24 protein-coding genes and 1 tRNA gene are annotated in these 22,268 nt (G+C 63.6%); 19 read left to right on the plus strand and 6 right to left on the minus strand.

What is annotated here, in order from left to right:
• Window positions 1-143: 143 nt before the first annotated feature.
• Entirely contained in the window at window positions 144-1,205 is a 1,062-nt protein-coding gene (hemB, locus tag ACR9YP_RS22190) for a porphobilinogen synthase (protein ID WP_370985910.1), read from the minus strand.
• A gap of 123 nt (window positions 1,206-1,328) precedes the next feature.
• Here hemB and ACR9YP_RS22195 point away from each other — a divergent pair, with 123 nt between their 5' ends.
• From ACR9YP_RS22195 to ACR9YP_RS22250, 12 genes are all read left to right on the plus strand, one after another.
• Window positions 1,329-1,826 carry a DUF6163 family protein gene (locus ACR9YP_RS22195; protein ID WP_128933362.1) on the plus strand — a complete coding sequence of 166 codons (498 nt, stop codon included), beginning with the start codon at window positions 1,329-1,331 and terminating at the stop codon, window positions 1,824-1,826.
• A 539-nt stretch (window positions 1,827-2,365) separates the two neighbouring features.
• Window positions 2,366-2,884: a transcriptional regulator LdtR gene (gene ldtR, locus ACR9YP_RS22200; RefSeq protein ID WP_091893258.1), complete on the plus strand. Its 519-nt coding sequence runs from the start codon at window positions 2,366-2,368 to the stop codon at window positions 2,882-2,884.
• Between the two features lie 204 nt (window positions 2,885-3,088).
• Complete coding sequence (locus ACR9YP_RS22205) at window positions 3,089-3,325, plus strand: hypothetical protein (RefSeq protein WP_091893370.1); 237 nt, start codon at window positions 3,089-3,091, stop codon at window positions 3,323-3,325.
• 37 nt (window positions 3,326-3,362) lie between these two features.
• The gene (locus tag ACR9YP_RS22210) at window positions 3,363-3,584 is read left to right on the plus strand and encodes a hypothetical protein (RefSeq protein ID WP_091893260.1); all 222 of its coding nucleotides are present in this window, start codon (window positions 3,363-3,365) and stop codon (window positions 3,582-3,584) included.
• 266 nt (window positions 3,585-3,850) lie between these two features.
• Entirely contained in the window at window positions 3,851-5,149 is a 1,299-nt protein-coding gene (gene glyA / locus ACR9YP_RS22215) for a serine hydroxymethyltransferase (RefSeq protein ID WP_128946708.1), read from the plus strand.
• A gap of 15 nt (window positions 5,150-5,164) precedes the next feature.
• Window positions 5,165-5,647 (plus strand): transcriptional regulator NrdR, encoded by a 483-nt coding sequence (gene nrdR, locus ACR9YP_RS22220; protein WP_011087793.1) that lies wholly within the window; start codon window positions 5,165-5,167, stop codon window positions 5,645-5,647.
• Window positions 5,644-6,792: a bifunctional diaminohydroxyphosphoribosylaminopyrimidine deaminase/5-amino-6-(5-phosphoribosylamino)uracil reductase RibD gene (gene ribD / locus ACR9YP_RS22225; protein WP_438107805.1), complete on the plus strand. Its 1,149-nt coding sequence runs from the start codon at window positions 5,644-5,646 to the stop codon at window positions 6,790-6,792. The genes nrdR and ribD overlap by 4 nt, the downstream gene beginning before the upstream one ends.
• On the plus strand, window positions 6,792-7,400 hold the full coding sequence (locus tag ACR9YP_RS22230; protein WP_438107806.1) for a riboflavin synthase: 609 nt from the start codon (window positions 6,792-6,794) through the stop codon (window positions 7,398-7,400). Before ribD ends, ACR9YP_RS22230 begins: the two co-directional genes overlap by 1 nt.
• Before the next feature lie 89 nt (window positions 7,401-7,489).
• On the plus strand, window positions 7,490-7,981 hold the full coding sequence (gene ribH, locus ACR9YP_RS22235) for a 6,7-dimethyl-8-ribityllumazine synthase (protein ID WP_438107807.1): 492 nt from the start codon (window positions 7,490-7,492) through the stop codon (window positions 7,979-7,981).
• A gap of 3 nt (window positions 7,982-7,984) precedes the next feature.
• On the plus strand, window positions 7,985-8,482 hold the full coding sequence (gene nusB, locus ACR9YP_RS22240; protein ID WP_091893270.1) for a transcription antitermination factor NusB: 498 nt from the start codon (window positions 7,985-7,987) through the stop codon (window positions 8,480-8,482).
• Between the two features lie 138 nt (window positions 8,483-8,620).
• Window positions 8,621-9,619 (plus strand): thiamine-phosphate kinase, encoded by a 999-nt coding sequence (gene thiL / locus ACR9YP_RS22245; protein ID WP_438107808.1) that lies wholly within the window; start codon window positions 8,621-8,623, stop codon window positions 9,617-9,619.
• 233 nt (window positions 9,620-9,852) lie between these two features.
• Window positions 9,853-11,973, plus strand: coding sequence for a sodium-translocating pyrophosphatase (locus ACR9YP_RS22250; protein WP_128933368.1), 2,121 nt, complete (start codon window positions 9,853-9,855; stop codon window positions 11,971-11,973).
• 190 nt (window positions 11,974-12,163) lie between these two features.
• Here the strand turns inward: ACR9YP_RS22250 and ACR9YP_RS22255 are convergent, their stop codons facing one another.
• Together ACR9YP_RS22255 and ACR9YP_RS22260 are read right to left on the minus strand one after the other, a co-directional pair.
• Window positions 12,164-13,165: a Bug family tripartite tricarboxylate transporter substrate binding protein gene (locus tag ACR9YP_RS22255; RefSeq protein ID WP_474217074.1), complete on the minus strand. Its 1,002-nt coding sequence runs from the start codon at window positions 13,163-13,165 to the stop codon at window positions 12,164-12,166.
• 110 nt (window positions 13,166-13,275) lie between these two features.
• Window positions 13,276-13,761, minus strand: a complete 486-nt coding sequence (locus ACR9YP_RS22260; RefSeq protein WP_474217075.1) for an outer membrane protein assembly factor BamE — start codon at window positions 13,759-13,761, stop codon at window positions 13,276-13,278.
• Window positions 13,762-13,859: 98 nt separating this feature from the next.
• Here ACR9YP_RS22260 and ACR9YP_RS22265 point away from each other — a divergent pair, with 98 nt between their 5' ends.
• The 7 genes from ACR9YP_RS22265 (at window position 13,860) to ACR9YP_RS22295 (ending at window position 18,580) form a co-directional block, all read left to right on the plus strand.
• Window positions 13,860-14,411, plus strand: coding sequence for a ubiquinol-cytochrome C chaperone family protein (locus ACR9YP_RS22265; RefSeq protein ID WP_474217076.1), 552 nt, complete (start codon window positions 13,860-13,862; stop codon window positions 14,409-14,411).
• Window positions 14,408-14,977, plus strand: coding sequence for a YceD family protein (locus tag ACR9YP_RS22270; RefSeq protein WP_474217077.1), 570 nt, complete (start codon window positions 14,408-14,410; stop codon window positions 14,975-14,977). Before ACR9YP_RS22265 ends, ACR9YP_RS22270 begins: the two co-directional genes overlap by 4 nt.
• 297 nt (window positions 14,978-15,274) lie before the next feature.
• Window positions 15,275-16,336, plus strand: a complete 1,062-nt coding sequence (gene plsX / locus ACR9YP_RS22275) for a phosphate acyltransferase PlsX (protein WP_091893283.1) — start codon at window positions 15,275-15,277, stop codon at window positions 16,334-16,336.
• The gene (locus ACR9YP_RS22280) at window positions 16,333-17,313 is read left to right on the plus strand and encodes a beta-ketoacyl-ACP synthase III (RefSeq protein ID WP_438107814.1); all 981 of its coding nucleotides are present in this window, start codon (window positions 16,333-16,335) and stop codon (window positions 17,311-17,313) included. The genes plsX and ACR9YP_RS22280 overlap by 4 nt, the downstream gene beginning before the upstream one ends.
• Before the next feature lie 131 nt (window positions 17,314-17,444).
• Window positions 17,445-17,786: an integration host factor subunit alpha gene (locus ACR9YP_RS22285; RefSeq protein ID WP_474217078.1), complete on the plus strand. Its 342-nt coding sequence runs from the start codon at window positions 17,445-17,447 to the stop codon at window positions 17,784-17,786.
• A 24-nt stretch (window positions 17,787-17,810) separates the two neighbouring features.
• Window positions 17,811-18,389 carry a MerR family transcriptional regulator gene (locus ACR9YP_RS22290; protein WP_474217079.1) on the plus strand — a complete coding sequence of 193 codons (579 nt, stop codon included), beginning with the start codon at window positions 17,811-17,813 and terminating at the stop codon, window positions 18,387-18,389.
• A 113-nt stretch (window positions 18,390-18,502) separates the two neighbouring features.
• Window positions 18,503-18,580: transfer RNA gene (locus ACR9YP_RS22295), tRNA-Pro, on the plus strand.
• Between the two features lie 146 nt (window positions 18,581-18,726).
• Here the strand turns inward: ACR9YP_RS22295 and ACR9YP_RS22300 are convergent.
• The 3 genes from ACR9YP_RS22300 to ACR9YP_RS22310 form a co-directional block, all read right to left on the minus strand.
• Window positions 18,727-19,029, minus strand: coding sequence for a hypothetical protein (locus tag ACR9YP_RS22300; protein WP_438107816.1), 303 nt, complete (start codon window positions 19,027-19,029; stop codon window positions 18,727-18,729).
• 621 nt (window positions 19,030-19,650) lie between these two features.
• Window positions 19,651-20,472, minus strand: a complete 822-nt coding sequence (locus ACR9YP_RS22305; protein WP_474217080.1) for a hypothetical protein — start codon at window positions 20,470-20,472, stop codon at window positions 19,651-19,653.
• 344 nt (window positions 20,473-20,816) lie between these two features.
• Window positions 20,817-21,686 (minus strand): hypothetical protein, encoded by an 870-nt coding sequence (locus ACR9YP_RS22310; protein WP_438107818.1) that lies wholly within the window; start codon window positions 21,684-21,686, stop codon window positions 20,817-20,819.
• Window positions 21,687-22,268: the final 582 nt, after the last annotated feature.

The following is a 22,268-nucleotide window of genomic DNA, read 5'->3' on the forward strand; positions in this document are numbered from 1 at the left end:
CAGGTGCGCCCGGTCTTCGCCGAAACGACCATGGGGAGGCAGGGTGGGCAAAGGCGCGTTAGCGCCGTGCCCACCATCGTTCCGCGATCACAAGCCGGAATGGTGAGCACGTCGCTACGTGACTTTGCCCACCCTACGGCACCTTATCCTTGGCTCCGCAGCTTCTCTGCCGCCTTCGGCGCGAAATAGCTCAGCACACCGTCGGCGCCGGCGCGCTTGAAGGCGAGCAGGCTTTCCATCATGGCACGGTCGCCGTCGAGCCAGCCGTTATTGGCGGCGGCTGCGATCATCGCGTATTCGCCGGAGACTTGGTAGGCGAAGGTCGGCATCGCGAAGGTATCCTTCACGCGGCGGACCACGTCGAGATAGGGCATGCCCGGCTTCACCATCACCATGTCGGCGCCTTCGGCGATGTCGAGCTCGACTTCGCGCAGTGCTTCATCGGTATTGGCGCTGTCCATCTGGTAGGTGCGCTTGTCGCCGGTGAGCGTCTTGGCCGAGCCGATGGCGTCGCGGAACGGGCCGTAGAAGGCCGAGGCGTATTTGGCGGCATAAGCCATGATCTGCACGTCGAGCAGGCCGGAGCGATCGAGCCCCTCGCGGATCGCGGCGACGCGGCCGTCCATCATGTCGGACGGCGCGATGATGTCGCAGCCGGCCTCGGCCTGCACCAGCGCCTGACGCACCAGCACTGCGACCGTCTCGTCGTTCAAGATCTTGCCGTCGGAGATCAGGCCGTCGTGACCGTGACTGGTGAACGGATCGAGCGCGACGTCGCAGAGAATGCCGATCTCCGGAAACTCCTTTTTGATCGCGCGCACAGCCTGGCAGACCAGATTGTTCGGATTGGTCGCTTCCGATCCTTCCTCGTCGCGCAGGGACGGGTCGGTATAGGGAAACAGCGCGATGCAGGGGATGGTGAGCTTCATGGCGCGCTCGACTTCGCGCACGGCCTGGTCGACGCTGAGGCGGTCAACGCCGGGCATCGAGGCGACCTGCTCGCGCTTATTGCTGCCGTCGATCAGGAACAGCGGCCAGATCAGATCATCCGTGGTGAGGACATTCTCGCGCACCATGCGCCGAGCCCACTCGGCCTTGCGGTTGCGGCGCGGACGGACGGTCAGATCGAGGGCAGGGGAGGCGCCGGCATCATCCCGGCGCGAAACCTCGCGCAGTTCGATCGGACGTCCGTATTTGATCGCCATTAGTCTTCCTCCGGCTGGAATTATTCTTATACCAGCTCGCATGGTTCCCGTCACCGCGGCTTGACCTGCCGCAAGGGATGACAGCCGATTGATTTTGCGGGGCGAAACAGCCAGAAGGGGGCCATGTCCGAGATCTCCACCCGCGATGCGGCCCGCGACAGTGCCAGGGACAATGCCAGAGACACCGCCAGGGATGGCGCGATGTCGGTGGCGGCGATCTCATCGGAGCGCTCCCAGTCCGATGACAATGTGTGGACGCGCCGGCTCGTGTTGTTCCTGCGGGTGATGGCGCTGCTCTCGATCCTGAAGGGTCTCTATCACTGGGCGCAAGTGACGGGTTTCGTCGGTGGCGAGGACGAGGCGTTCGAGAACCAGTCGATGGCCTGGCAGGCCGCGACCGTCTACTTCGCCGTGATCGAGCTCGTCGCGGCGGTTGGTCTGTGGCTGGCGACGCCCTGGGGCGCGGTGGTGTGGTTGACGACCGTGGTGTCGATGGCGGTGATCGAGCTGATGTTCCCCGGCATCTACGGCGGCAGCCTCGTCGTGGTCGGCGTCGAAGCGTTCATGCTCGCCGCATATCTCGCGCTCGCCTGGATGGCTGCGCGGGAACGGCCGCCGTAGCAGATAGTTCGACACGTCAGTGCTCTCGTGCCCCGGACGCAATGCAGCGCGCCCCGGCGATGCGAAGCGTCGTCCAGTGCGGCGTGATGCGTTGCAGAGCCGAGGCCCATTTCTCCGCGATCTCGTTTGTGGCTTTCTGGGTCCCGGATCTGCGCTTCGCTTGTCCGGGACACGAAGGAAGCTCGCGCAGTTGTGCGCGATTGGTTGACCGTTGGTTGCCTAAAATTTGCGGTAAGTTTTCGTTGACCAGCCTGTTCCGCCACAGCTGTTACGCGCCCGTTTCGAAACGGGGCGGGGCTGTACTGGAATGCGACAATAGGGGCGGACGGAGGGTGAACAGGACCTTGCGAGGGTCAACAGAGGGTTGCGAAAAGTCCTTTTGCTACAGGCTTAATCCGCAATTCACTGTCTTAAATTCATGATCTCTTTATTCTCTTATTTAAGCCGATCTTCAAACGAGCCCCTTAAGTTGCACCTATCAGACGGGACACAAGTTTCGTCGAATAAGTGTCGATAAAAACGACAACAGGGGAAGTGTCATGATGAAAGCCGTCGCAACTGCGGCAGATACCGCAGAGCGCGTCTCCGGCCAGCAGGGTTCGGTGCAGTCGCTCTATCTGGAAGCTTTGACTCTGGTGGAGCGGCTGCATCGCCGGCTCCTCGACGTGATCAAGGATGAATTCGATCGCCGCGGCCGTGCGGACATCAACTCGGTCCAGGCGCTCCTGCTCTATAACATCGGCGACAAGGAGCTGACCGCGGGCGAGCTGCGCACGCGCGGTTACTATCTCGGCTCCAACGTCTCCTACAATCTGAAGAAGCTCGTCGAGCTCGGCTTCCTCGATCATCAGCGCTCGCGCGTTGATCGCCGCTCGGTGCGCATCCGCCTGACCCCGCAGGGCCACGAAGTCCGCCGCATCGTCGATGCGCTCTACCAGAAGCACGTCAAGACGGTGGAGCAGGTCGGCGGCATCTCCGGCGAGGAGTTCTCGACCCTCAACAAGTCGCTGCACCGTCTTGAGCGGTTCTGGACCGACCAGATCCTGTACCGGCTCTGAGTTCCAAGGGATCAAGGCCAAGCCGGCCCCCAACAAGACCGGCAAGCCTCCCCGAACGTGCCCTTAGACTTCCCCAAGCGCGCCGGCCCGGATTCCGTCCGGACCGGGGCGTTTTGTATTTTTTTGCACCTGCGAAAAAAAACCTCGCAGGCGGGGAACCAGTTCCGGGCTCGGCGCTTATCTCCGTCGGATCGGAGAATGTCGATGCTGGTCGAGCGCGGGCCTCAGGCGATGAACGTGGAACTCGTGAGCGAGGCCTACGCCATTGCCGCGAACTACCTTCGCCGCTCCGGCGCGATTCCCGATTCCCTCGTCACCGACGAGCGCCTGCTCAGGATCATCGTCAAGCTGCTCCAGCAGGGCGAATTCAACAAGATCAGGCTCGCCAACAAGGCGATCGCCCGGTTCGAGACGCAGTCCGAGGCCCGCGCGGTTGCCTGATCAAAACTCCCAAGATTCAAGAGAACCAGAGGGTGCCATGGAAGCCGCCATCGACCGCATCATGCAGACCTATGACCTGCTCGCCAACCGCACCGCAGCAGCGAGCGAGGAGGCACGGGCCAAGGTCACCAACTATCTCAATACGTTGATGGAGGCCGGCGAAAAGGACACCCACCGGTTGACGGTCTGCGGCCTGACCTATCTCCGGCAGCTCGACGGCAGCGTGGACCCGGTGAAGGCGGGCTATACCGGGCTATGAATTGCCACCGGCTCGGGCCGGCGGCCGTTGGCGCGAGGTGAGGCCCAAAGCGGTCCTAGTCCGGACATTCGCAGAGGAGCGGTTCTATGAAACCGCTCCGGCGCCGAAAACCTCCACTCTCCACCATATCTTGCATAAATCTCAGGTCCGACCCGCAAATACTTGGCCGTGGGCGGGCGATGTGGTAGATCGCGCGTGCTTCCGACCGCCACACCAGACCCGCCCGTAGCCCGCCAAAAGGCTGCGGCGGTGGAGATATTCGCAAGATGACCTCAGCCAAAACCGCCTCCGCGCCCGATTCGTTTTTCACCGCCTCGCTCGAGCAGGCCGACCCGGACATTGCCGCCGCCATCAGGGGCGAACTCGGCCGGCAACGCCATGAGGTCGAGCTGATCGCCTCCGAGAACATTGTCAGCCGGGCCGTGCTGGAAGCGCAGGGTTCGGTGATGACCAACAAATATGCGGAAGGTTATCCGGGCGCGCGCTATTACGGCGGTTGTGAGTGGGTCGACGTCGCCGAGAACCTTGCGATCGATCGCGCCAAGAAGCTGTTCGGCGCCAACTTCGCCAACGTGCAGCCGAACTCGGGCAGCCAGATGAATCAGGCGGTGTTTCTGGCGCTGCTCCAGCCCGGCGACACCTTCATGGGTCTTGATCTTGCGGCCGGCGGCCATCTCACCCACGGCTCGCCCGTCAACATGAGCGGCAAGTGGTTCAAGGCCGCGCACTACACCGTGCGCCGCGAGGATCAGATCATCGACATGGACGCGGTCGCCAAGCAGGCCGAAGAGGTCAAGCCGAAGCTGATCGTCGCGGGCGGCTCGGCCTATTCGCGCGCCTGGGACTTCAAGCGTTTCCGCGAGATCGCGGACAGCGTCGGCGCGTATCTCTTGGTCGACATGGCGCACTTCGCCGGCCTCGTCGCCGGCGGCGTGCATGCTTCGCCGGTGCCGTATGCCCACGTCACCACCACCACGACGCACAAGTCGCTGCGCGGTCCGCGCGGCGGCCTGATGCTGTGGAATGACGAGACGCTGACCAAGAAGCTCAACGGGGCGATTTTCCCGGGCCTCCAGGGCGGCCCCCTGATGCACGTGATCGCGGCGAAGGCGGTTGCCTTCGGCGAGGCGCTGCGTCCGGACTTCAAGGTCTATGCCAAGAACGTCGTCGAGAACGCCAAGGCATTGGCCGAGGCGATGAAGAGCCACGGGTTCGATATTGTCTCGGGCGGTACCGATAACCATCTGATGCTCGTCGACCTCAGGCCGAAGGGCCTGAAGGGCAACGTCTCGGAGAAGGCGCTGGTGCGCGCCGCCATCACCTGCAACAAGAACGGCATTCCGTTCGACCCCGAAAAGCCCTTCGTCACCTCGGGCCTGCGTCTCGGCACTCCGGCCGCGACCACCCGCGGTTTCGGTGTCGCCGAATTCCAGCAGGTCGGCGGCATGATTGCCGAGGTCCTCAACGCGATCGCGCAGTCCGACGACGGCAAGGCGCCGCTCGTGGAAGCTGCGATCAAGGAACGGGTCAAGGCGCTCACCGACCGGTTCCCGATCTACCAGTAAGGCTTGGGTAAACGGATGCGCTGCCCGAACTGCAACAGTCTCGATACGCAGGTAAAGGACTCGCGTCCGACCGAGGACTCTTCTGTCATCCGCAGGCGGCGCGTATGCGTCGCCTGCAATTTCCGCTTCACCACCTTCGAGCGCGTGCAGCTGCGCGAGCTCACGGTGATCAAGCGCAACGGCCGCCGCGTGCCGTTCGACCGCGACAAGCTGATGCGCTCGGTGCAGATCTCACTCCGCAAGCGGCAGGTCGAGCCGGAGCGGGTGGAGAAGATGGTCTCCACCATCGTGCGCGAGCTCGAGACCGGCGGCGAGGCCGAGATCTCCTCCGAGGTGATCGGCGAGACCGTGATGGAGCATCTGCGCACGCTCGACGACGTCGCCTATGTGCGCTTCGCCTCCGTCTACCGCAATTTCCGCGAGGCCAAGGATTTCGCCGACGTGCTCGGCGAGCTCTCCGGTGAGGAGGAAGCGCGGCTCGCCGCGATCCGCAAATGATCTTCCGCATCCTGGAAGATCAATTCGCGCAGAAGGCCCGTGAGGCCAAGGATGCCGATCTCCGCTTCATGCAGCTGGCGCTTTCGCTTGGGCGCCGCGGGCAGGGTCGCACTTGGCCGAATCCGGCCGTCGGTGCGGTCATCGTCAAGGATGGGGTCATCGTCGGCCGCGGCTGGACACAGCCCGGAGGGCGGCCGCATGGCGAGCCCGAGGCCTTGCTGCGGGCCGGCGAGGCGGCGCGCGGCGCCACGCTCTACGTCACGCTGGAGCCATGCTCGCATTTCGGCAAGTCGCCGCCTTGCGCCGATGCGGTGATCGCCGCCGGCATCAAGCGGGTGGTCGCCGCGATCGAGGATCCCAATCCGGAAGTTGCCGGCCAGGGCCATGCGCGTTTGCGGGCAGCCGGCATCGTCGTGGATGTGGGTCCATGCGCTGCGGAAGCCGCGTTCGATCATGCCGGCCATTTCCGTCGCATCCGGGACAAGCGTCCGCACGTGATCCTGAAGCTCGCGGTCTCGCCCGACGGCAAGATTGGCGCGGCCGGCGGCAAGCCGGTTGCGATCACCGGCGAGGCGGTGCGCAATCGCGTGCATCTCTTGCGCGCGCAGAGCGATGCCATCCTGGTCGGCATCGGCACGGTGTTGGCAGATGATCCGCTTCTCACCTGCCGCCTGCCGGGCATGGCGGCGCGCTCGCCGGTGCGGGTGGTGCTCGATCAGAGCCTGCGCATTCCCGGCGCAGGCAAGCTCGTTCGCACCGCGCGCGAGACGCCGCTCTGGGTGGTGAGTTCTGAGCTTGCCGAAGCCGCGGCCGCCACGCGGCTTGGCGCGGCCGGTGCGCAAATGTTGCGCGTGCCGCCGGTCGGTGCATCAGGGCTCGATCTTACGGCCGTGCTGCATGCGCTGGCCGAGAAGGGCATCACGCGGCTGATGGTCGAGGGCGGCAGCCGTGTTGCCGCGTCCTTCGTCGCGGCCGACCTGGTCGACGAAATCTGGCTGTTCCGCGGCGCGGAAGAGGTGGGCTCTGGCGGCGTCGATGCGCTCGATGCATTGCCCCTGTCGAAAATCACGCAGTCGCGGGCCTACAAGGTTCATGCTAGCGAGACATTCGACAGGGATACTCTCACCGTTTACGAGCGCTCGTAATGTTCACTGGCATTGTCACCGATATCGGCGAGATCGTCGGCTTCACGCCAACGGCGCAGGGGCAGCTGCACCGTCTGCGCATCGCCTGCCGTTATGATCAGACCACCATCGCCGATGGCGCCTCGATCGCCTGCAACGGCGTCTGCCTCACCGTGGTCGCCTCCGGCGTTGAGGGGAATAACACCTGGTTCGACGTCGATGCCGCCGCCGAGACGCTGGCACTGACGACCGCAAAACACTGGAAGGTCGGAACAAAGCTCAACCTCGAGCGGGCGCTGAAGATTGGTGACGAACTCGGCGGCCACATCGTCGCCGGCCATGCCGACGGCATCGCAACGCTTCTCAGCCGCGAGGATCTGCCCGACATGGCGCGGTTCGAGCTCTCGACGACGCGCGAGCTGGCGCGCTTCATCGCCACCAAGGGCTCGATCACGCTCGACGGCGTCTCGCTGACCGTCAATACGGTGAAAGACACGACCTTTTCGGTGCTGATCATCCCGCACACGCTGACGGTGACGACGATCGGCGGCTGGAAGGCGGGGCACGAGGTCAATATCGAGGTCGATCTGATGGCCCGCTACGCGGCGCGGCTGACGGAAATGAAGTGACCGGCGCAGCCGGAACGACGGTTTAAAACTTGGCTTACCCGCCTGCGGCGACTACATAACGCGCCGACCACTGTAGAACGGATTGAACGATGGCAGACGCGCGGCGCGCACCCCTGAAGGACCAGACCGACATCTCCGGCGCCCGCGCGCTGATTGTCGAGGCGCGGTTCTATGACGATCTCCAGGACGCGCTCCTGGACGGTGCAGTCGCCGAGCTGAAGGCGGCCGGCCTCACGCACGACGTCATCACGGTTCCCGGCGCGCTGGAGATTCCGGCGGCGATCGCCATCGCGATCGACGCGGCTGCGGCGAACGGCAGGCCCTATGATGCGGTGATTGCGCTCGGCTGCGTGATCCGCGGCGACACCATCCATTTCGAGATCGTCTCGCAGGAATCCTCGCGCGCGCTGATGGACCTTGCGGTGGCGCGAAAGCTGCCGCTCGGCAACGGCATCCTCACCGTCAACACCGAGGCGCAGGCCTGGGCACGGGCACGCGCCAGCGAGCTCAACAAGGGCGGCGATGCCGCACGTGCAGCGCTTGCGATGCTGCGCATCAAACGCTGCTTGGCACGGGCCTGAGTCATGGCCGACAACAACAAAAAGCCGGCGGGCGCTCCGGAGAAGAAGGCGAACCGCCGCGGCGCGGCGCGGCTTGCCGCCGTGCAGGCGCTCTACCAGATGGACATCGCCGGTGCCGGCATCAACGACATTTTTGCCGAGTTCGAGAGTCATTGGCTCGGCAACGAGGTCGAGGGCGACACATACCTGCCGGCAGAGGCCGCCTTCTTCCGCGATGTCGTCTCCGGCGTCGTTCGCGACCAGAAGAAGCTCGATCCGCTGATCGATGAGGCGCTGTCGAAGGGCTGGCCCTTGAAGCGGATCGAGGCGATCCTGCGCGCGGTGCTGCGCGCAGGAGCCTACGAATTGGAGCACCGCAAGGATGTGCCGGGTCGCGTGGTGATCTCCGAATATGTCGACGTCGCCAACGCTTTCGTCGACCGCGAGGAGACTGGTATGGTCAACGCGGTGCTCGACCAGATTGGCCGCCAGTTTCGCGGTGACGAGTTCGGGCGGGGGTAGCTACACATTCCGCTGTCATCACCCGCGAAAGCGGGTGATCCAGTACGCCGCGGCAGCGGTAATTGATGTCAGGCGTCTCGGCGTACTGGATCGCCCGGTCAAGCCGGGCGATGACACTTGTGTTCGAGGCTAACGCCGATGGCAAACCCGCAAAATCCCTCCGGCGAAGACTCCCTCATCGCGCGCTATTTCAAGCCGCTGGCGACCGATCCCGGCGCGTTCGGACTGGTCGATGATGCCGCTATCCTGAGATCGGCTGGCGAGGACATCGTCGTCACCACCGACGCGGTGGTGGAGGGCGTGCACTATCTTGTCACCGATCCGCCTGACACCATCGCGCGCAAGGCGCTGCGGGTGAACCTGTCCGATCTCGCGGCCAAAGGAGCGGTCCCGGCCGGCTTCGTGCTGACGCTGGCGCTGCGCAGCAGGGAGGATGCCTGGCTCAAGCCGTTTGCGGATGCGCTCGGCGAGGACGCCAAGAGCTTCGCGTGCCCGCTGCTCGGCGGCGACACGGTGTCGACCCCAGGACCGCAGATGGTCTCCATCACCGCCTTCGGCCGCGTGCCGCAGGAACGGATGGTCGGCCGCACCGGCGCACGGCCGGGTGATCGCATCCTGGTGACGGGCACGATCGGCGATGCTGCGCTCGGCCTCGACGTGCTCACGGGCGGCGCTGCGGCGGGCGCGCTGACATCCGATCCCGCTGCACGGGATTTTCTGGTGTCGCGCTATCGCGTGCCGCAGCCGCGCAATGTGCTGGCGCAGGCCGTGCGTGATCATGCGACCGCTGCGATGGACGTCTCCGACGGGCTCGCCGGCGATCTGACAAAGCTCTGTGCGGCATCGGGCGTCTCGGCCACGGTCGAAGTGGCGAACGTGCCGCTCTCGGCCGCGGCCGCAAGCCTGATCGCGCGCAACGCTGTTTGTGTCGAGACGCTGCTGGCGGGCGGCGACGATTACGAGGTGCTGTGCACCGTTCCGCCGGCACAAAGCGATGCGTTGATCGCAGCCGGGCGGACGGCAGGCTTCGCCGTCACCGCCATTGGCACGATCATCGAGGGCGGGGCGCCACCGCGCTTCCTGGACGGGCAGGGCCAGGAGCTGACCTTGAAGCGGCTGTCGTACAGCCACTTCTAGGAATTGCTCCAAACCGGCATCTTAATTCTCCGGACTGGCCCAAATACCTGCCGAGATCGGCCGTTTCGGCCTTATCCGGCGTTGCACCCTTAATTTGATTTTGGCAAGCTCGCGACCGACTGGGGCCGCCCCTTCGGGCAAGGGGCGGCTTTGTTCAAAATCAAGGCGCCGCACCGCACGACGGACAACAAAAGGCGCCGGGGGTACATCAAGGATCTGAGGCAAAAAATCACATGACAGCATTATGGTTGATAGTGCTCTGCGGAGTGCTTTCCGTCGTCTACGCGATTTGGGCGACGTCTTCGGTGTTGGGCGCGGATGCGGGGACGCCGCGCATGCAGGAGATCGCAGGAGCGGTGCGCGAAGGCGCACAGGCGTATCTGCGGCGCCAGTACACCACGATCGGTCTCGTCGGCATCGTCATCTTCTTGCTGCTTGCCTATTTCCTCGGGGTCTATGTCGCGATCGGTTTTGCCATCGGCGCCGTCCTGTCGGGGGCGGCCGGCTTCATCGGCATGAACGTCTCGGTCCGCGCCAACGTGCGCACCGCCCAGGCCGCGACGACCTCGCTCGCTGGCGGCCTTGAGCTCGCTTTCAAAGCGGGCGCCATCACCGGCCTTCTGGTCGCCGGTCTCGCGCTGCTCGGCGTCACCCTCTATTTCGGCTTCCTGGTCCATTCGCTGAAGCTCGCGCCCGATAGCCGCACCGTGGTCGACGCTATGGTGGCGCTCGGCTTCGGCGCCTCGCTGATCTCGATCTTCGCCCGTCTTGGTGGCGGTATCTTCACCAAGGGTGCGGACGTCGGCGGCGACCTCGTCGGCAAGGTCGAGGCCGGTATCCCCGAAGACGATCCGCGCAATCCCGCCACCATCGCCGACAACGTCGGCGACAACGTGGGCGACTGCGCTGGCATGGCCGCCGACCTGTTCGAGACCTATGCGGTGACCGCGGTCGCCACCATGGTGCTCGCGGCGATCTTCTTCGCCAAGACGCCGATCCTCGCCAACATGATGACGCTGCCGCTCGCGATCGGCGGCATCTGCATCATCACCTCGATCATCGGCACCTTCTTCGTCAAGCTCGGACCGAGCCAGTCGATCATGGGCGCGCTCTACAAGGGCCTGATCGCGACCGGCATCCTGTCGCTGATCGGCATCGCGCTGGTGATCTACTACCTGATCGGCTTCGGCAAGCTCGAGGGCGTCGACTTCACCGGCATGGCGCTGTTCGAATGCGGCGTGGTTGGTCTCGTCGTCACGGCGTTGATCATCTGGATCACCGAATACTACACCGGCACCGACTATCGCCCGGTGAAGTCGATTGCCCAGGCCTCGGTCACCGGCCACGGCACCAACGTGATCCAGGGCCTCGCCGTCTCGATGGAAGCGACCGCGCTGCCCGCGCTCGTCATCATCGCCGGCATCCTGGTCACTTACAGCCTCGCCGGGCTGTTCGGCATCGCGATCGCGACCGCCACCATGCTGGCGCTGGCCGGCATGATCGTCGCGCTCGACGCCTTCGGCCCGGTCACCGACAATGCCGGTGGCATCGCCGAGATGGCGGGACTGCCCAAGGAGGTGCGCAAGTCGACCGACGCGCTCGACGCGGTCGGCAACACCACCAAGGCGGTGACCAAGGGCTACGCGATCGGCTCGGCCGGTCTCGGTGCCCTGGTGCTGTTCGCGGCCTACAACCAGGACCTCAAGTTCTTCGTTGCGGACTCCGCGAAACACGCCTACTTCGCCGGCGTCAATCCGGACTTCTCGCTCAACAACCCCTATGTGGTGGTGGGCCTGCTGTTCGGCGGCCTCTTGCCGTATCTGTTCGGCGCGCTGGGCATGACCGCGGTCGGCCGTGCGGCCGGCGCGATCGTCGAGGAAGTCCGCCGTCAGTTCCGCGAGAAACCGGGCATCATGCAGGGCACCGACAAGCCTGATTACGGCAAGGCGGTCGACCTGCTCACCCGCGCGGCGATCAAGGAGATGATCATCCCCTCGCTTTTGCCCGTGCTGTCGCCGATCGTCGTCTACTTCCTGATCTACGCGATCGCGGGCGGCGGCGTGGCCGGTAAGTCGGCGGCGTTCTCAGCGGTCGGCGCGATGCTGCTCGGCGTGATCGTGACCGGCCTGTTCGTCGCGATCTCCATGACCTCGGGCGGCGGCGCCTGGGACAACGCCAAGAAGTACATCGAGGACGGTCATTTCGGCGGCAAGGGCTCAGATGCCCACAAGTCGGCGGTGACCGGCGACACCGTCGGTGATCCCTACAAGGACACGGCCGGCCCCGCAGTGAACCCGATGATCAAGATCACGAACATCGTGGCCTTGCTGCTGCTGGCGATCCTGGCGCACTGAGCGGCGGCGGCGACACAAGACAAAACCCCGCGGCGCGAGCCGCGGGGTTTTGTTTTTCACCTCAATCTCGCTGTCATCGCCCGCGCAGGCGGGCGATCCAGTATTCCAGAGGCCATCGTGGGATACGGATAGGCGGCGGCGTACTGGATTCCCCGCCTTCGCGGGGAATGACAGCGGTGTTCGCGAACGCCTACTGCACGTCCATCTGCAACCCTTCCTTCTGGATGATGCCGGCGAACTTTTTCGTTTCGGCGTCCACGAAGGCGGCGAATTGCTCTGGCGTGCCGTAGTCGGCGCGGGCGCCCATGGCGGCGATCTGCTTCTTGATGTCGTCGCGCTCCAGCATCGCCTTGACCTGAAGATTGAGCGCGTTGAGCACCTCGGGTGAGACCCCCTTCGGTAGGAACACGGAGAACCACGAGGATACGTCGAAGTTCGCCAATTCCGGCGCGCTCTCGCGCATGGTCGGCAGGTTCGGTGCGAGCTCGCTGCGCTCGGTCGTGGTGACGCAGAGGCCGTTGAGCGTGCCGTTCTGCACCTGCGGCAGGCTCGGATAGAGATTGTCGAACAGGATCTGGATGTCGCCGGCGAGCGCGGCCTGGAGCGCGGGGCCGGCGCCGCGGAACGGGATGTGGGTCATCTTCAGCCCGGTGAGCTGGAGAAACCATGCGCCGGTGAGGTGAGGGCTCTGGCCGACGCCCGACGAGGCGTAGCTGAGCTTGTCCGGATTGGCCTTGAGGTACGCGATCAACTCGGCGGTGGACTTGATGCCGGTCTTCGGATGCGCCGAGACGATGTTCGGGATCCGGATCATGTTGGAGACCGGCTGAAGCTGGTCCGGCTTGTAGGTGAGGTTCTTGAAGATGCTGTAGGCGATCGCGTTCGGCCCGGGATTGCCGACCAGGATGGTGTGACCATCAGGTTTGGCGCGGACCACCTCGGCCGTGCCGATCGTGCCTCCGCCGCCGGAGCGGTTTTCCACGACCGCCGTTTGGCCCCAGGCGGTTTGCAGGTGGGCAGCCAGGAGCCGGCCCATGACGTCGGTGGAGCCGCCGGCCGCCGCCGGCACGATGAGGCGGACGTTCTCGGTCGGCTTCCAGTCGGCCAGGCTCGATCGTGGCAGGATTGCTGCGGCCGAGAGGCCGGCAGCGCCAGCGAGCACATGACGACGGGACAGAAATTTGTTGGGCACGAATCCACTCCCTGCTTCTTGTTTTGCCGGGAGCGTAGGGAACCCGGCGCGCGACGGCAAGCCGCGCGCGAGGGCAAGTGCCGCGCGGAGGGCGGCACGACGCCGCAGGCTCAGTTAAAGCTGAGCAGCTTGAACAGCGGCGCGAGGTAGCTCATCTCCTGGCCCGACGTCGCCGTGGTGCGGCTGATGAAGTCGAAGATCTTGCCGTCCTGGAGGCCGTAATTCGCCAGCCGGCGCACGCGGCGGTTCTTGTCGAAGTAGATCGCGATCACGCGCTGGTCGACCACCTTCTGGTTCATGAAGGCGACCATGCGCTCGGAGCGCTGCGAGATGTAGTAGAACACTTCACCGTCGAGGGTTGCGACCGTGGAGGGCGTGCCCATCACGATCAGCACCTGGTCCTGGCTCGCGCCGATCGGAATCTGCTCCAGCGCGCCGGGCGGCAGGATGTAGCCCTTCTGGAACTGCTCACCGGTGCACCCGGCGAGGGCGGCGCCGACCAGAGCCACGGTCGCGAACATGCGCAGGCCGCGCCAGCGTGCATGAAGGCCGCGCCGCTGACTTGTGCGCAGGCCAGTCTGGTTCGTCATCGTCATAGCGGAACTGATTCCGTCCCCTTGCGTCGCGCGAGGCGCTGAAGTACCGGGCGGAGGCTCTGAATGCAACACGCGCGCGCCCGCTTGCGGAAACCACAATGCTTTGGCCGTTCAATCACTTCAGGAAACCCCGGCTAACCCCGCCGGGCACCATTGAAGCCATCTATGGCATGATCGTGACGCAGGCGCGAGAACCCATATTTTACCGTGACTTGGGCGTACCGGATACGGTTAACGGGCGTTTCGACCTGTTGCTGCTGCATCTCTGGCTGCTGCTGCGCCGCCTGCGCACGGTCCAGGGCGCCACCGAGCTGTCGCAGGCGCTGTTCGACCGCTTCTGCGAGGACATGGACGACAATCTGCGCGAGATGGGGGTGGGCGACCAGACCGTACCGAAGCGGATGCGGGCTTTTGGCGAGGCCTTCTATGGCCGCGTCCAGGCCTATGACCAGGCCATGGAGGGCGGGCGCGAGGCGCTGGCATCGGCGATCTGCAAGAATATCTTGAATGGGACCGGCATGGATCAGGCGCAGAGGCTCGCGGCCTATGCCCGGGCCACGGAAGCTGATCTCGGCCGGACCGACGAGGCCGCGCTCTTGCGCGCGTCCTTCAAATTTCCCCCGGCGCTGCCAGAGGATATCATGCCATGAGCCGACCGACGACCGGATCCCAGCCCGATCCCTGGCGGGCGCCCGTCATCGTGGCGCAGGTCTCCGACACCGGCCTGCATCGCGAACTCGAGGCCTCGGCGGCCGAGCGGAAGGCCATGGCCGAGATCGCGGGCCTGCGGGAGATCCTGTCCGCCCATGCCAGCTTCGATGTCGTGCCGAAAAGCGGCGGGCGGGTCGAGGTCACCGGGCTGGTCCGCGGCCGGATCGGCCAGACCTGCGTCGTCACGCTCGATCCGATCGAGAGCGAGATCGAGGAGGAGGTGGACCTGATGTTCGCTCCCGAGGCCGAGGCGCGCCGGCTGGCCGACCTGATCGAGGAGGGTCAGGACGATCAGGAGCCGCCTGATGTTGCCGACCCTCCGGAGGCGATCGTCAATGGCATCATTGACCTCGGCCGTCTCGCCACTGACGCGCTGTTCCTGGCGATCGATCCCTATCCGCGCAAGGAGGGGGCCGTGTTCGAGGCGGAGGTCACCGCCCCCGATCCGGAGGACCATCCATTCGCAGCCCTGAAGGCACTTCAGGACAGGAAAAAGGGCAAATAGCTCGGCATTTCCGGCGGGACCGCTTGGGGCGGGGCACGAGCCGTTTGCCGCGATGGTTTGAAGAACGGTTATATCCGTTTGATTCCAAGGCGTTTCCTGCAGATTCATCCGTTCGCTCGCGGATCGTCCTGAATGCAAAAGGCTGGGGGCAAGAGGTTGTTTCGGGGTAACAAAACGCTATTGTCGCGCCCCGGTTCGGGTGCGGCGTGGCGCTTGGCCAGTCGCCATGTCCGTGGCGAACCCATTTTGCGGCCCCGCTAGCTCAAGACCGCACGAGACCAGGTTTCCAGGACTTTCATGCCAAGCAAGGTTCGCATCGCGCTGGACGCCATGGGAGGCGATGTCGGCCCCGCCGTGGTCATTCCCGGTGCTGCCATCTCGCTTGGCAGGCACCGCGATAGCGAATTCCTGCTGGTCGGGGACCGCGCCAAAATCGAGCCCGAGCTCGAAAAGCACCCCGCGCTCAAGGCCGCCTCGAAGATCATCCATACCGACGTTGCCGTCAGCGGTTCGGACAAGCCGAGCCAGGCGCTGCGGCGCGGCCGCAAGACCTCCTCGATGTGGCTCGCGATCGATGCCGTGAAGAAGGGCGAGGCGGATGTCGCGATCTCCGCCGGCAACACCGGCGCGCTGATGGCGATGGCCCGCTTCCACCTGCGCACGCTGCCGGGCATCGACCGTCCGGCCATCTCCGCGATATGGCCGACCAGGCGCGGCGAGTCCGTCGTGCTAGATCTCGGCGCTACCCTTGGTGGCGATGCGCACCACCTGGTGTCGATGGCGGTCATGGGCGCGGCCAAGGCGAGCGTGCTGTTCAACAAGACGCGGCCCACGGTCGGACTGCTCAACATCGGCGCCGAGGAGATCAAGGGGCACGAGGAGATCCGCGAGGCCAGCGAGATCCTGCGTGCGAGGAACCTGCCCGAGCTCGACTATATCGGCTTCGTCGAGGGCGACGGCATCGGCAAGGGGCTGGCCGACGTCATCGTGACCGAAGGTTTTAGCGGCAACATCGCGCTGAAGGCCGCCGAGGGAACCGCGCGCCAGATGGCGGAATTACTCCGCAACGAGATGCAGCGGAGCTGGCTGTCCAAGCTCGGCTATCTCTTTGCGCGTAGCGCTTTTCAGGCCCTGCGCGACAAGATGGACCCCAACAAGTCCAATGGCGGCGTGCTGCTGGGGCTAAACGGGGTGGTGGTCAAGAGCCACGGCGGAACCAACGCCGAAGGCTTTGCCTATGCGATCGATGTTGGCTATGAGATGGCTCACTACGATCTCCTGAACAAGATCAATCAGATGCTCAACCGCGAGGGCGGTGCACTTAGTTCCGTGCAGGCCGCGCAGGAGGCTGTTTCGTGACGAAAATCCGTTCGGTCGTGCTCGGCTGCGGCTCTTATCTGCCGGAGCAGGTGGTGACCAACGCCCAATTGGCGGCGCGCATCGACACCTCCGACGAGTGGATCGTACAGCGGACCGGCATCCGTGAACGGCACATCGCGGCCGAGGGCGAGTTCACCTCGCACCTAGCGCTGAGGGCAGCGCAGGCCGCGCTCGCCGATGCGGGCGTGGACGCGCAATCGATCGAGCTGATCGTGCTGGCGACCTCGACGCCGGACAATACGTTCCCAGCAACCGCGGTCGCCGTGCAGCACGGGCTCGGCATCAACCACGGCGCGGCGTTCGACCTCCAGGCGGTGTGCTCGGGCTTCGTGTTCGCGCTCGCCACCGCCGACAATTTCCTGCGCACCGGCGCCTACAAGCGCGCGCTGGTGATCGGCGCGGAGACATTCTCGCGCATCCTCGACTGGAACGACCGCGGCACCTGCGTGCTGTTCGGCGACGGCGCCGGCGCGGTCGTGCTGGAGGCGCAGGAGCAGCCGGGCAATGCCGCGACCGACCGCGGTCTCGTGACCACTCACTTGCGCTCCGACGGCCGCCACAAGGCAAAACTGTTCGTCGACGGCGGGCCGTCCTCGACCCAGACCGTCGGCCATCTGCGCATGGAGGGCCGCGAGGTCTTCAAGCACGCGGTCGGCATGATCACCGACGTGATCGTCGATGCGTTCCAGGCGACCGGACTCAACGCCGACAGCATCGACTGGTTCGTGCCGCACCAGGCCAACAAGCGAATCATCGACGCCTCCGCCCACAAGCTGCATATCGCCCCTGAGAAGGTGGTGCTGACGGTGGACCGGCACGGCAACACCTCGGCGGCCTCGATTCCCCTGGCGCTCTCGGTGGCGCGCAAGGACGGCCGCATCAAGAAGGGCGACCTGGTCCTCCTTGAAGCCATGGGCGGCGGCTTCACCTGGGGCTCTGCCCTCGTGCGCTGGTAGCAACAGTCTATAAAATTTTGCCGGAATCAGCGCGATTATCGATGCGTCTGCATTGATGAGCGCTGTTGACCGCCGTATCGTAAGCTCCTAATTTCAGACAACAATTGTTCGCCGTGATGTGGGGCAGGGCGATGACCGAGACCAGCAAAACCGTAACGCGTGTTGATCTGTGCGAAGCCGTCTACCAGAAGGTGGGGCTATCGCGCACGGAGTTGTCCGCCTTCGTGGAACTCGTGCTGAAGGAGATCACCGACTGCCTCGAGAAGGGCGAAACGGTGAAATTGTCCTCGTTCGGCTCGTTCATGGTGCGCAAGAAGGGTCAGCGTATCGGCCGTAATCCGAAGACCGGCACCGAGGTGCCGATCTCGCCGCGCCGGGTGATGGTGTTCAAGCCGTCGGCGATCCTGAAGCAGCGGATCAACGCCCAGCACCGCACCAACGGCGATGGCAGCAAGGTTCAACCCGAGGCGTAACCGCCTATCGGAAAGGATTGGCATTTGGACAAGGCGCCGGATGCGTTCCGAACCATCAGCGAAGTAGCGCAGGAGCTCGACATTCCGCAGCACGTGCTGCGGTTCTGGGAGACGCGTTTCTCCCAGATCAAGCCGATGAAGCGCAGCGGCGGCCGCCGCTATTACCGCCCCGACGACGTCGACCTGCTCAAGGGCATCCGCCGCCTGCTCTACGGGGAGGGCTACACCATCCGCGGGGTGCAGCGGATCCTGAAGGAGCACGGCGTCAAATCGGTGCAGGGCCTCGCCGACAGCGCTGCCGCGGTCTCGTTCGGGGCCATCGAGGACGCCATCGGCGCGAGCCTGATGGAGCCCGAGGACGAGGCGCCGATCAAGGGCGTCACCGATACCGACGATGACGACTATCAGGGCAGCGAGGAGGAAGGCATCGACTTCCGCTTCGCCGAGATCGACGACGAGGACATCCTCACCACCTTCCGCAAGGGCGGCGCTGCCACAGCGCCCGCCGGCCCCAGTGCGCTGGATAGGGAGCGGCTCGGCCGGGCGCTCGCCGACCTCGTCGCAGCCAAGGAAATGCTGGATCAGGCGCTGAAGGACGGATGAGGGGCCGCTTCGCGCCGGCTTTGCGGGGAGTTCCGGGGGCTGTGGGCGGATACAGCAAAATGCTGCGGCCTCGCCTTGCGCAAAGCGGCGATCCTAGCTAATGGAACGACATTCGGAGCGTGGCGCAGCCCGGTTAGCGCACTAGTCTGGGAGACTAGGGGTCGGAGGTTCAAATCCTCTCGCTCCGACCATCTAACGAACTGCAATTGCAGGGACATTTTTGCTCCTATCCATCGTGGATTGCGCCCGTGCCTCCCGCGGGGAAGCACCGGGGAAGCACGAGCGTCGATTATGGGCTGATTTGGGCGGTTTGCGAGCGCCCAATGACCGCGATTATTCAGTGCAACTGAAGTCGAGCGCTCGCAGCATCCTTTGCCTCCAGCATCTTCATCGCGACCGGCAACGTCACCGCGGCGTCGATCTCGACCATGTTGCCGGCGAGAACTCGGAACTGGCCGGCGGCCTTCCCCTTGAGAGGGGCAAGCATCGCAGCGGCGATTGCCGAGCTGACCTGACACTGAACGAGGGCGTACGGCCCATCAATGCTCAAGAGGAGGTCGACTTCCCTGCGTGCAAGCGCGCGGCCGATTTCGGTTTCGCAGAGGGTGACGCTGGAACGCAGAGCGGAAGAAGCGATCATGATGTTTTGCCTTTCGAGCAAGATGGAAGTCCAGGGGCGAAATGACCGACATCAGACGGCCCCGCGCACCTTTGGGCGTGCGCCTTGGACATACGCGCGCGGCCCCTGGACAAGATCTGTGATCGCCGCTGACCGGAATGGCTATCGGCTGATGTTTCGGGCTTTCGACCCGGGACCAGCATGCGGCATCTCGAAAAATCGACAACGAATTTCTTGTCTGGAAAAGTCTAATACGTAAAACCAGACAACTTAGCGCTTGATCGGATTTGCGCATTTATCGATTTCAGCGCTTTTGTCGGGTTTCGAAAGCGCGCATTACCCGACAAGGAATTCGAGGCGGGCACGACGCACCGCGCGTCAATATGGAAATAGCGCCAGCGACTTAGCATGCGTGCGTCGCTATCACAGCATGCAGAATTCTTTGAAGGTCAGTCATGCGTATGACTGCGGGCCTTTCGATCGCAGTTTGAAGGGACCGCCTCGAGACCGTCATAACGAGAGCTCAGCGGGGCACCCATCCCGGCCCACTTCCGACCCCTAGGGGGGAGGCGGACGCGCGTAGTCCAAAGGTCGCAAAGCCCCTCGGCTAAATTTCAGAATTTTCAAAAGTCCGAGTGGCGCTCATCGAGCGTCATACGATGGGTCTTCGAAGATGTCGCTGGCTTCGATCGGCTCAATGATCTGTTTCTGCAATACTTCTACCGCGCAAAGCTTCAGAACCTTCTTAATGAGCTTGTATTTCTCAGCATAGAACTTGAGGCCACGAACGGGCCTCGTATTCTTCGGATCTCGTTGTCGCACCACGTCTTCGGTTGCCGCGGCGATATCCTGCTTCAGACTCTTAAGGCCGCTTGCAAACGATTCATCTCGGCACGTCTTGGCATAGTCGTCTGGATCAAGTTCGGTGATCGTACGCGCCGGAGCTCGGGGCTCATCGGCCGCAACTGGTGCTGACGTCGTTTCTGAAGGAGAGGCCTTCGCTTCCGTTCTGGATCGCTCGGGTTCGCGCACCACGAGCTCCTTTACTCGGGAAGGGTCGATCTTTGCATGCTCCAGGTTGCGGCCTGCCTCATCGAGCGCCTTCTTGAGTTCCGGAGAGATCTCGGCGATCGCCTCCAAGGCACCCTTTGAACCGGCCACAACGCCTGAGCTTGGCTGTTTTGCCGGAGGAGATGCTTGTGCAGGTGCCGCCGCGGCAGCCTTCGGCGGTGCATCATCGCACTTCATCGGCTTGAGTTCGACGCCATCGATCTTGCCGCTTACGCCGCTGCAATCTTTCTGCGGCTTGACGGGTCTTGAGATTGGATTGCCGACGGCTGCTGCTGTTTGGTTCGAAGGAGTTGGAGAGGGCTTTGCCGGCGGAGCCGGCGCTCTCCCGATGCGCACGGCTCGGGCGATGCCGCCGTTGGCCGTAATCGAGCCGTCGGGTTGCAGCGTGTACACCCACGATCCCAGACTCGTTGTGTAGGTCAAGTTATCGCCGGAGCACGTCCAGGTACCCTCCGCCTGACACGCCGCGTGCTCACTACAAATGGCTCTCCCGTCAGCGGTGAGCGTCCCCTTATTTCCTCCGGAATGCCTCCATTCGCCGATGAACTTAGAAGAGCAGCTCGCTGGCGGAGCGGCAGAGGCGGGTGTCATTGATACGGCTGCTGCCAACGACAGGCAAAGCAATAAGCGCACTGAAATTCTCCCAAACAAATGCGATCAGAGTTATCGGCAGCCACGAGTCCCATCAGAATGGATAACCACCCGCGGCGTTTATCGGAAGCCAAGTCGCCGGCGCGTTAGTGCTTTAGGTCTTCGAGCGCCCTCCCAAAAACCTGTCGGGCTTTGCGCTCATATCCTTCCGTTCCCCCTCGGCCGTAGTCATCCAGGTACGCAGCAGCTTCCGCTGTATAGTGACCTTTGAGACTGCAGCCCGAGTATAGCGCTGTGATCTCCTTAGCAAATGCCCGCGCCGATTCGAGCTCTTGCGCATTGAGCCATTCACCAGCTCGGGGTGTCTCCCTCTCCAATTCCGTAGCAAGATCGTACCGATACAAGCGCTCGAACGGATTTTGGCCTGCTTCTCTCTTTGACCACTGCGAGACGCCGATACTATGCTGCTCTCTTTCTTCAACGAACTTGGGTTCGCCGGATCTAGCTCTTTCCACGAGTGCGCTGTATCGCAAAGCAGCGTAGGCCTGCAGCGTTCGGGAGAACACTTGATACAGGTCAAAACCAATGATCCGTACCATGGGGCGGACGATTCCAGCGCGCTCCTCCGCACTGATGTTCAAATCGGCAAGTTGCTTGTCCACTTCATCTAGCTGAGCTTGTTTTTCTCGTGCGGTCGGGGCGCCCATCCGATTGCCCCATGCTGCCTGATTGTAGGCAGCGCGAGCACTATTGATCGAAGTCCGCCTCAACTGTTGAAGAAGTGCCTGTGCCTGATCGAGTTGCTCGCGCAACTCCACTTGAACCTCCCAAACCTTGAACGTCTTGATTTGAGATAGAAAGACAAACAAGGCGCAGACGATGAACGCAGCTCCTAGGGTCGCAGTCGACCCAGTCTTCCAAGCTTGATGGATGCAGAGTATTAGAGCAGCTATCCCCATCGCAAAGCAAACAAGAGTGAAGATTTCGCGCAGTTTTTCCATGTCGCCGTCGATCAATTTAAATATGCTCCCGCGCCGAATAGGACGCGCCTCTGCCCCCGACGAAATCAAATTGTGACGCGGGCTGGCGTGTCACGTGCAACTCTAGCGGGTCTTTTGCGGCCGCCAAGCAAAACCGGTAGTTTGCCCCCAGCTAGCTTGCGAGGGCGAATCTGCTGAAGGAGGCCGCTTGAGCTAAAGCCCTTGGAGTTGATTTTGATCACAAGGCCGGCCCGGATCGTCGTGGGCACCGGTCTATCTTGAGCCTTCAGGTGGCCGAAAGTGCCGTTTGCCCCGACCCGATGAGCGCTACCGCGCGTGGTTTTCAAGCCGTGCCTACAAACCCGGGCCGATCAGCTGTAACTTTCCGCTTACTACTCCAGAGTCATAATCACCGCACGGACGTCTAAGCCGCTTCGCCGACGGCACCCACCGCGCAATCCCGCGCACTTCCTCTCACCCCGTCGGCGAATGTCGTCAACCCCGTACGGATGTCCAACAGACGTTACGCCGATGGAGTAGTTCGGCGTACGATAGCGTGCGAAAGGGCGAGAGCCGGACTTGGGCTAAGGAGACCGGGCCGCTTTGAACAAACTGAAG

This window comes from Bradyrhizobium sp. BR14999 (assembly GCF_056106085.1).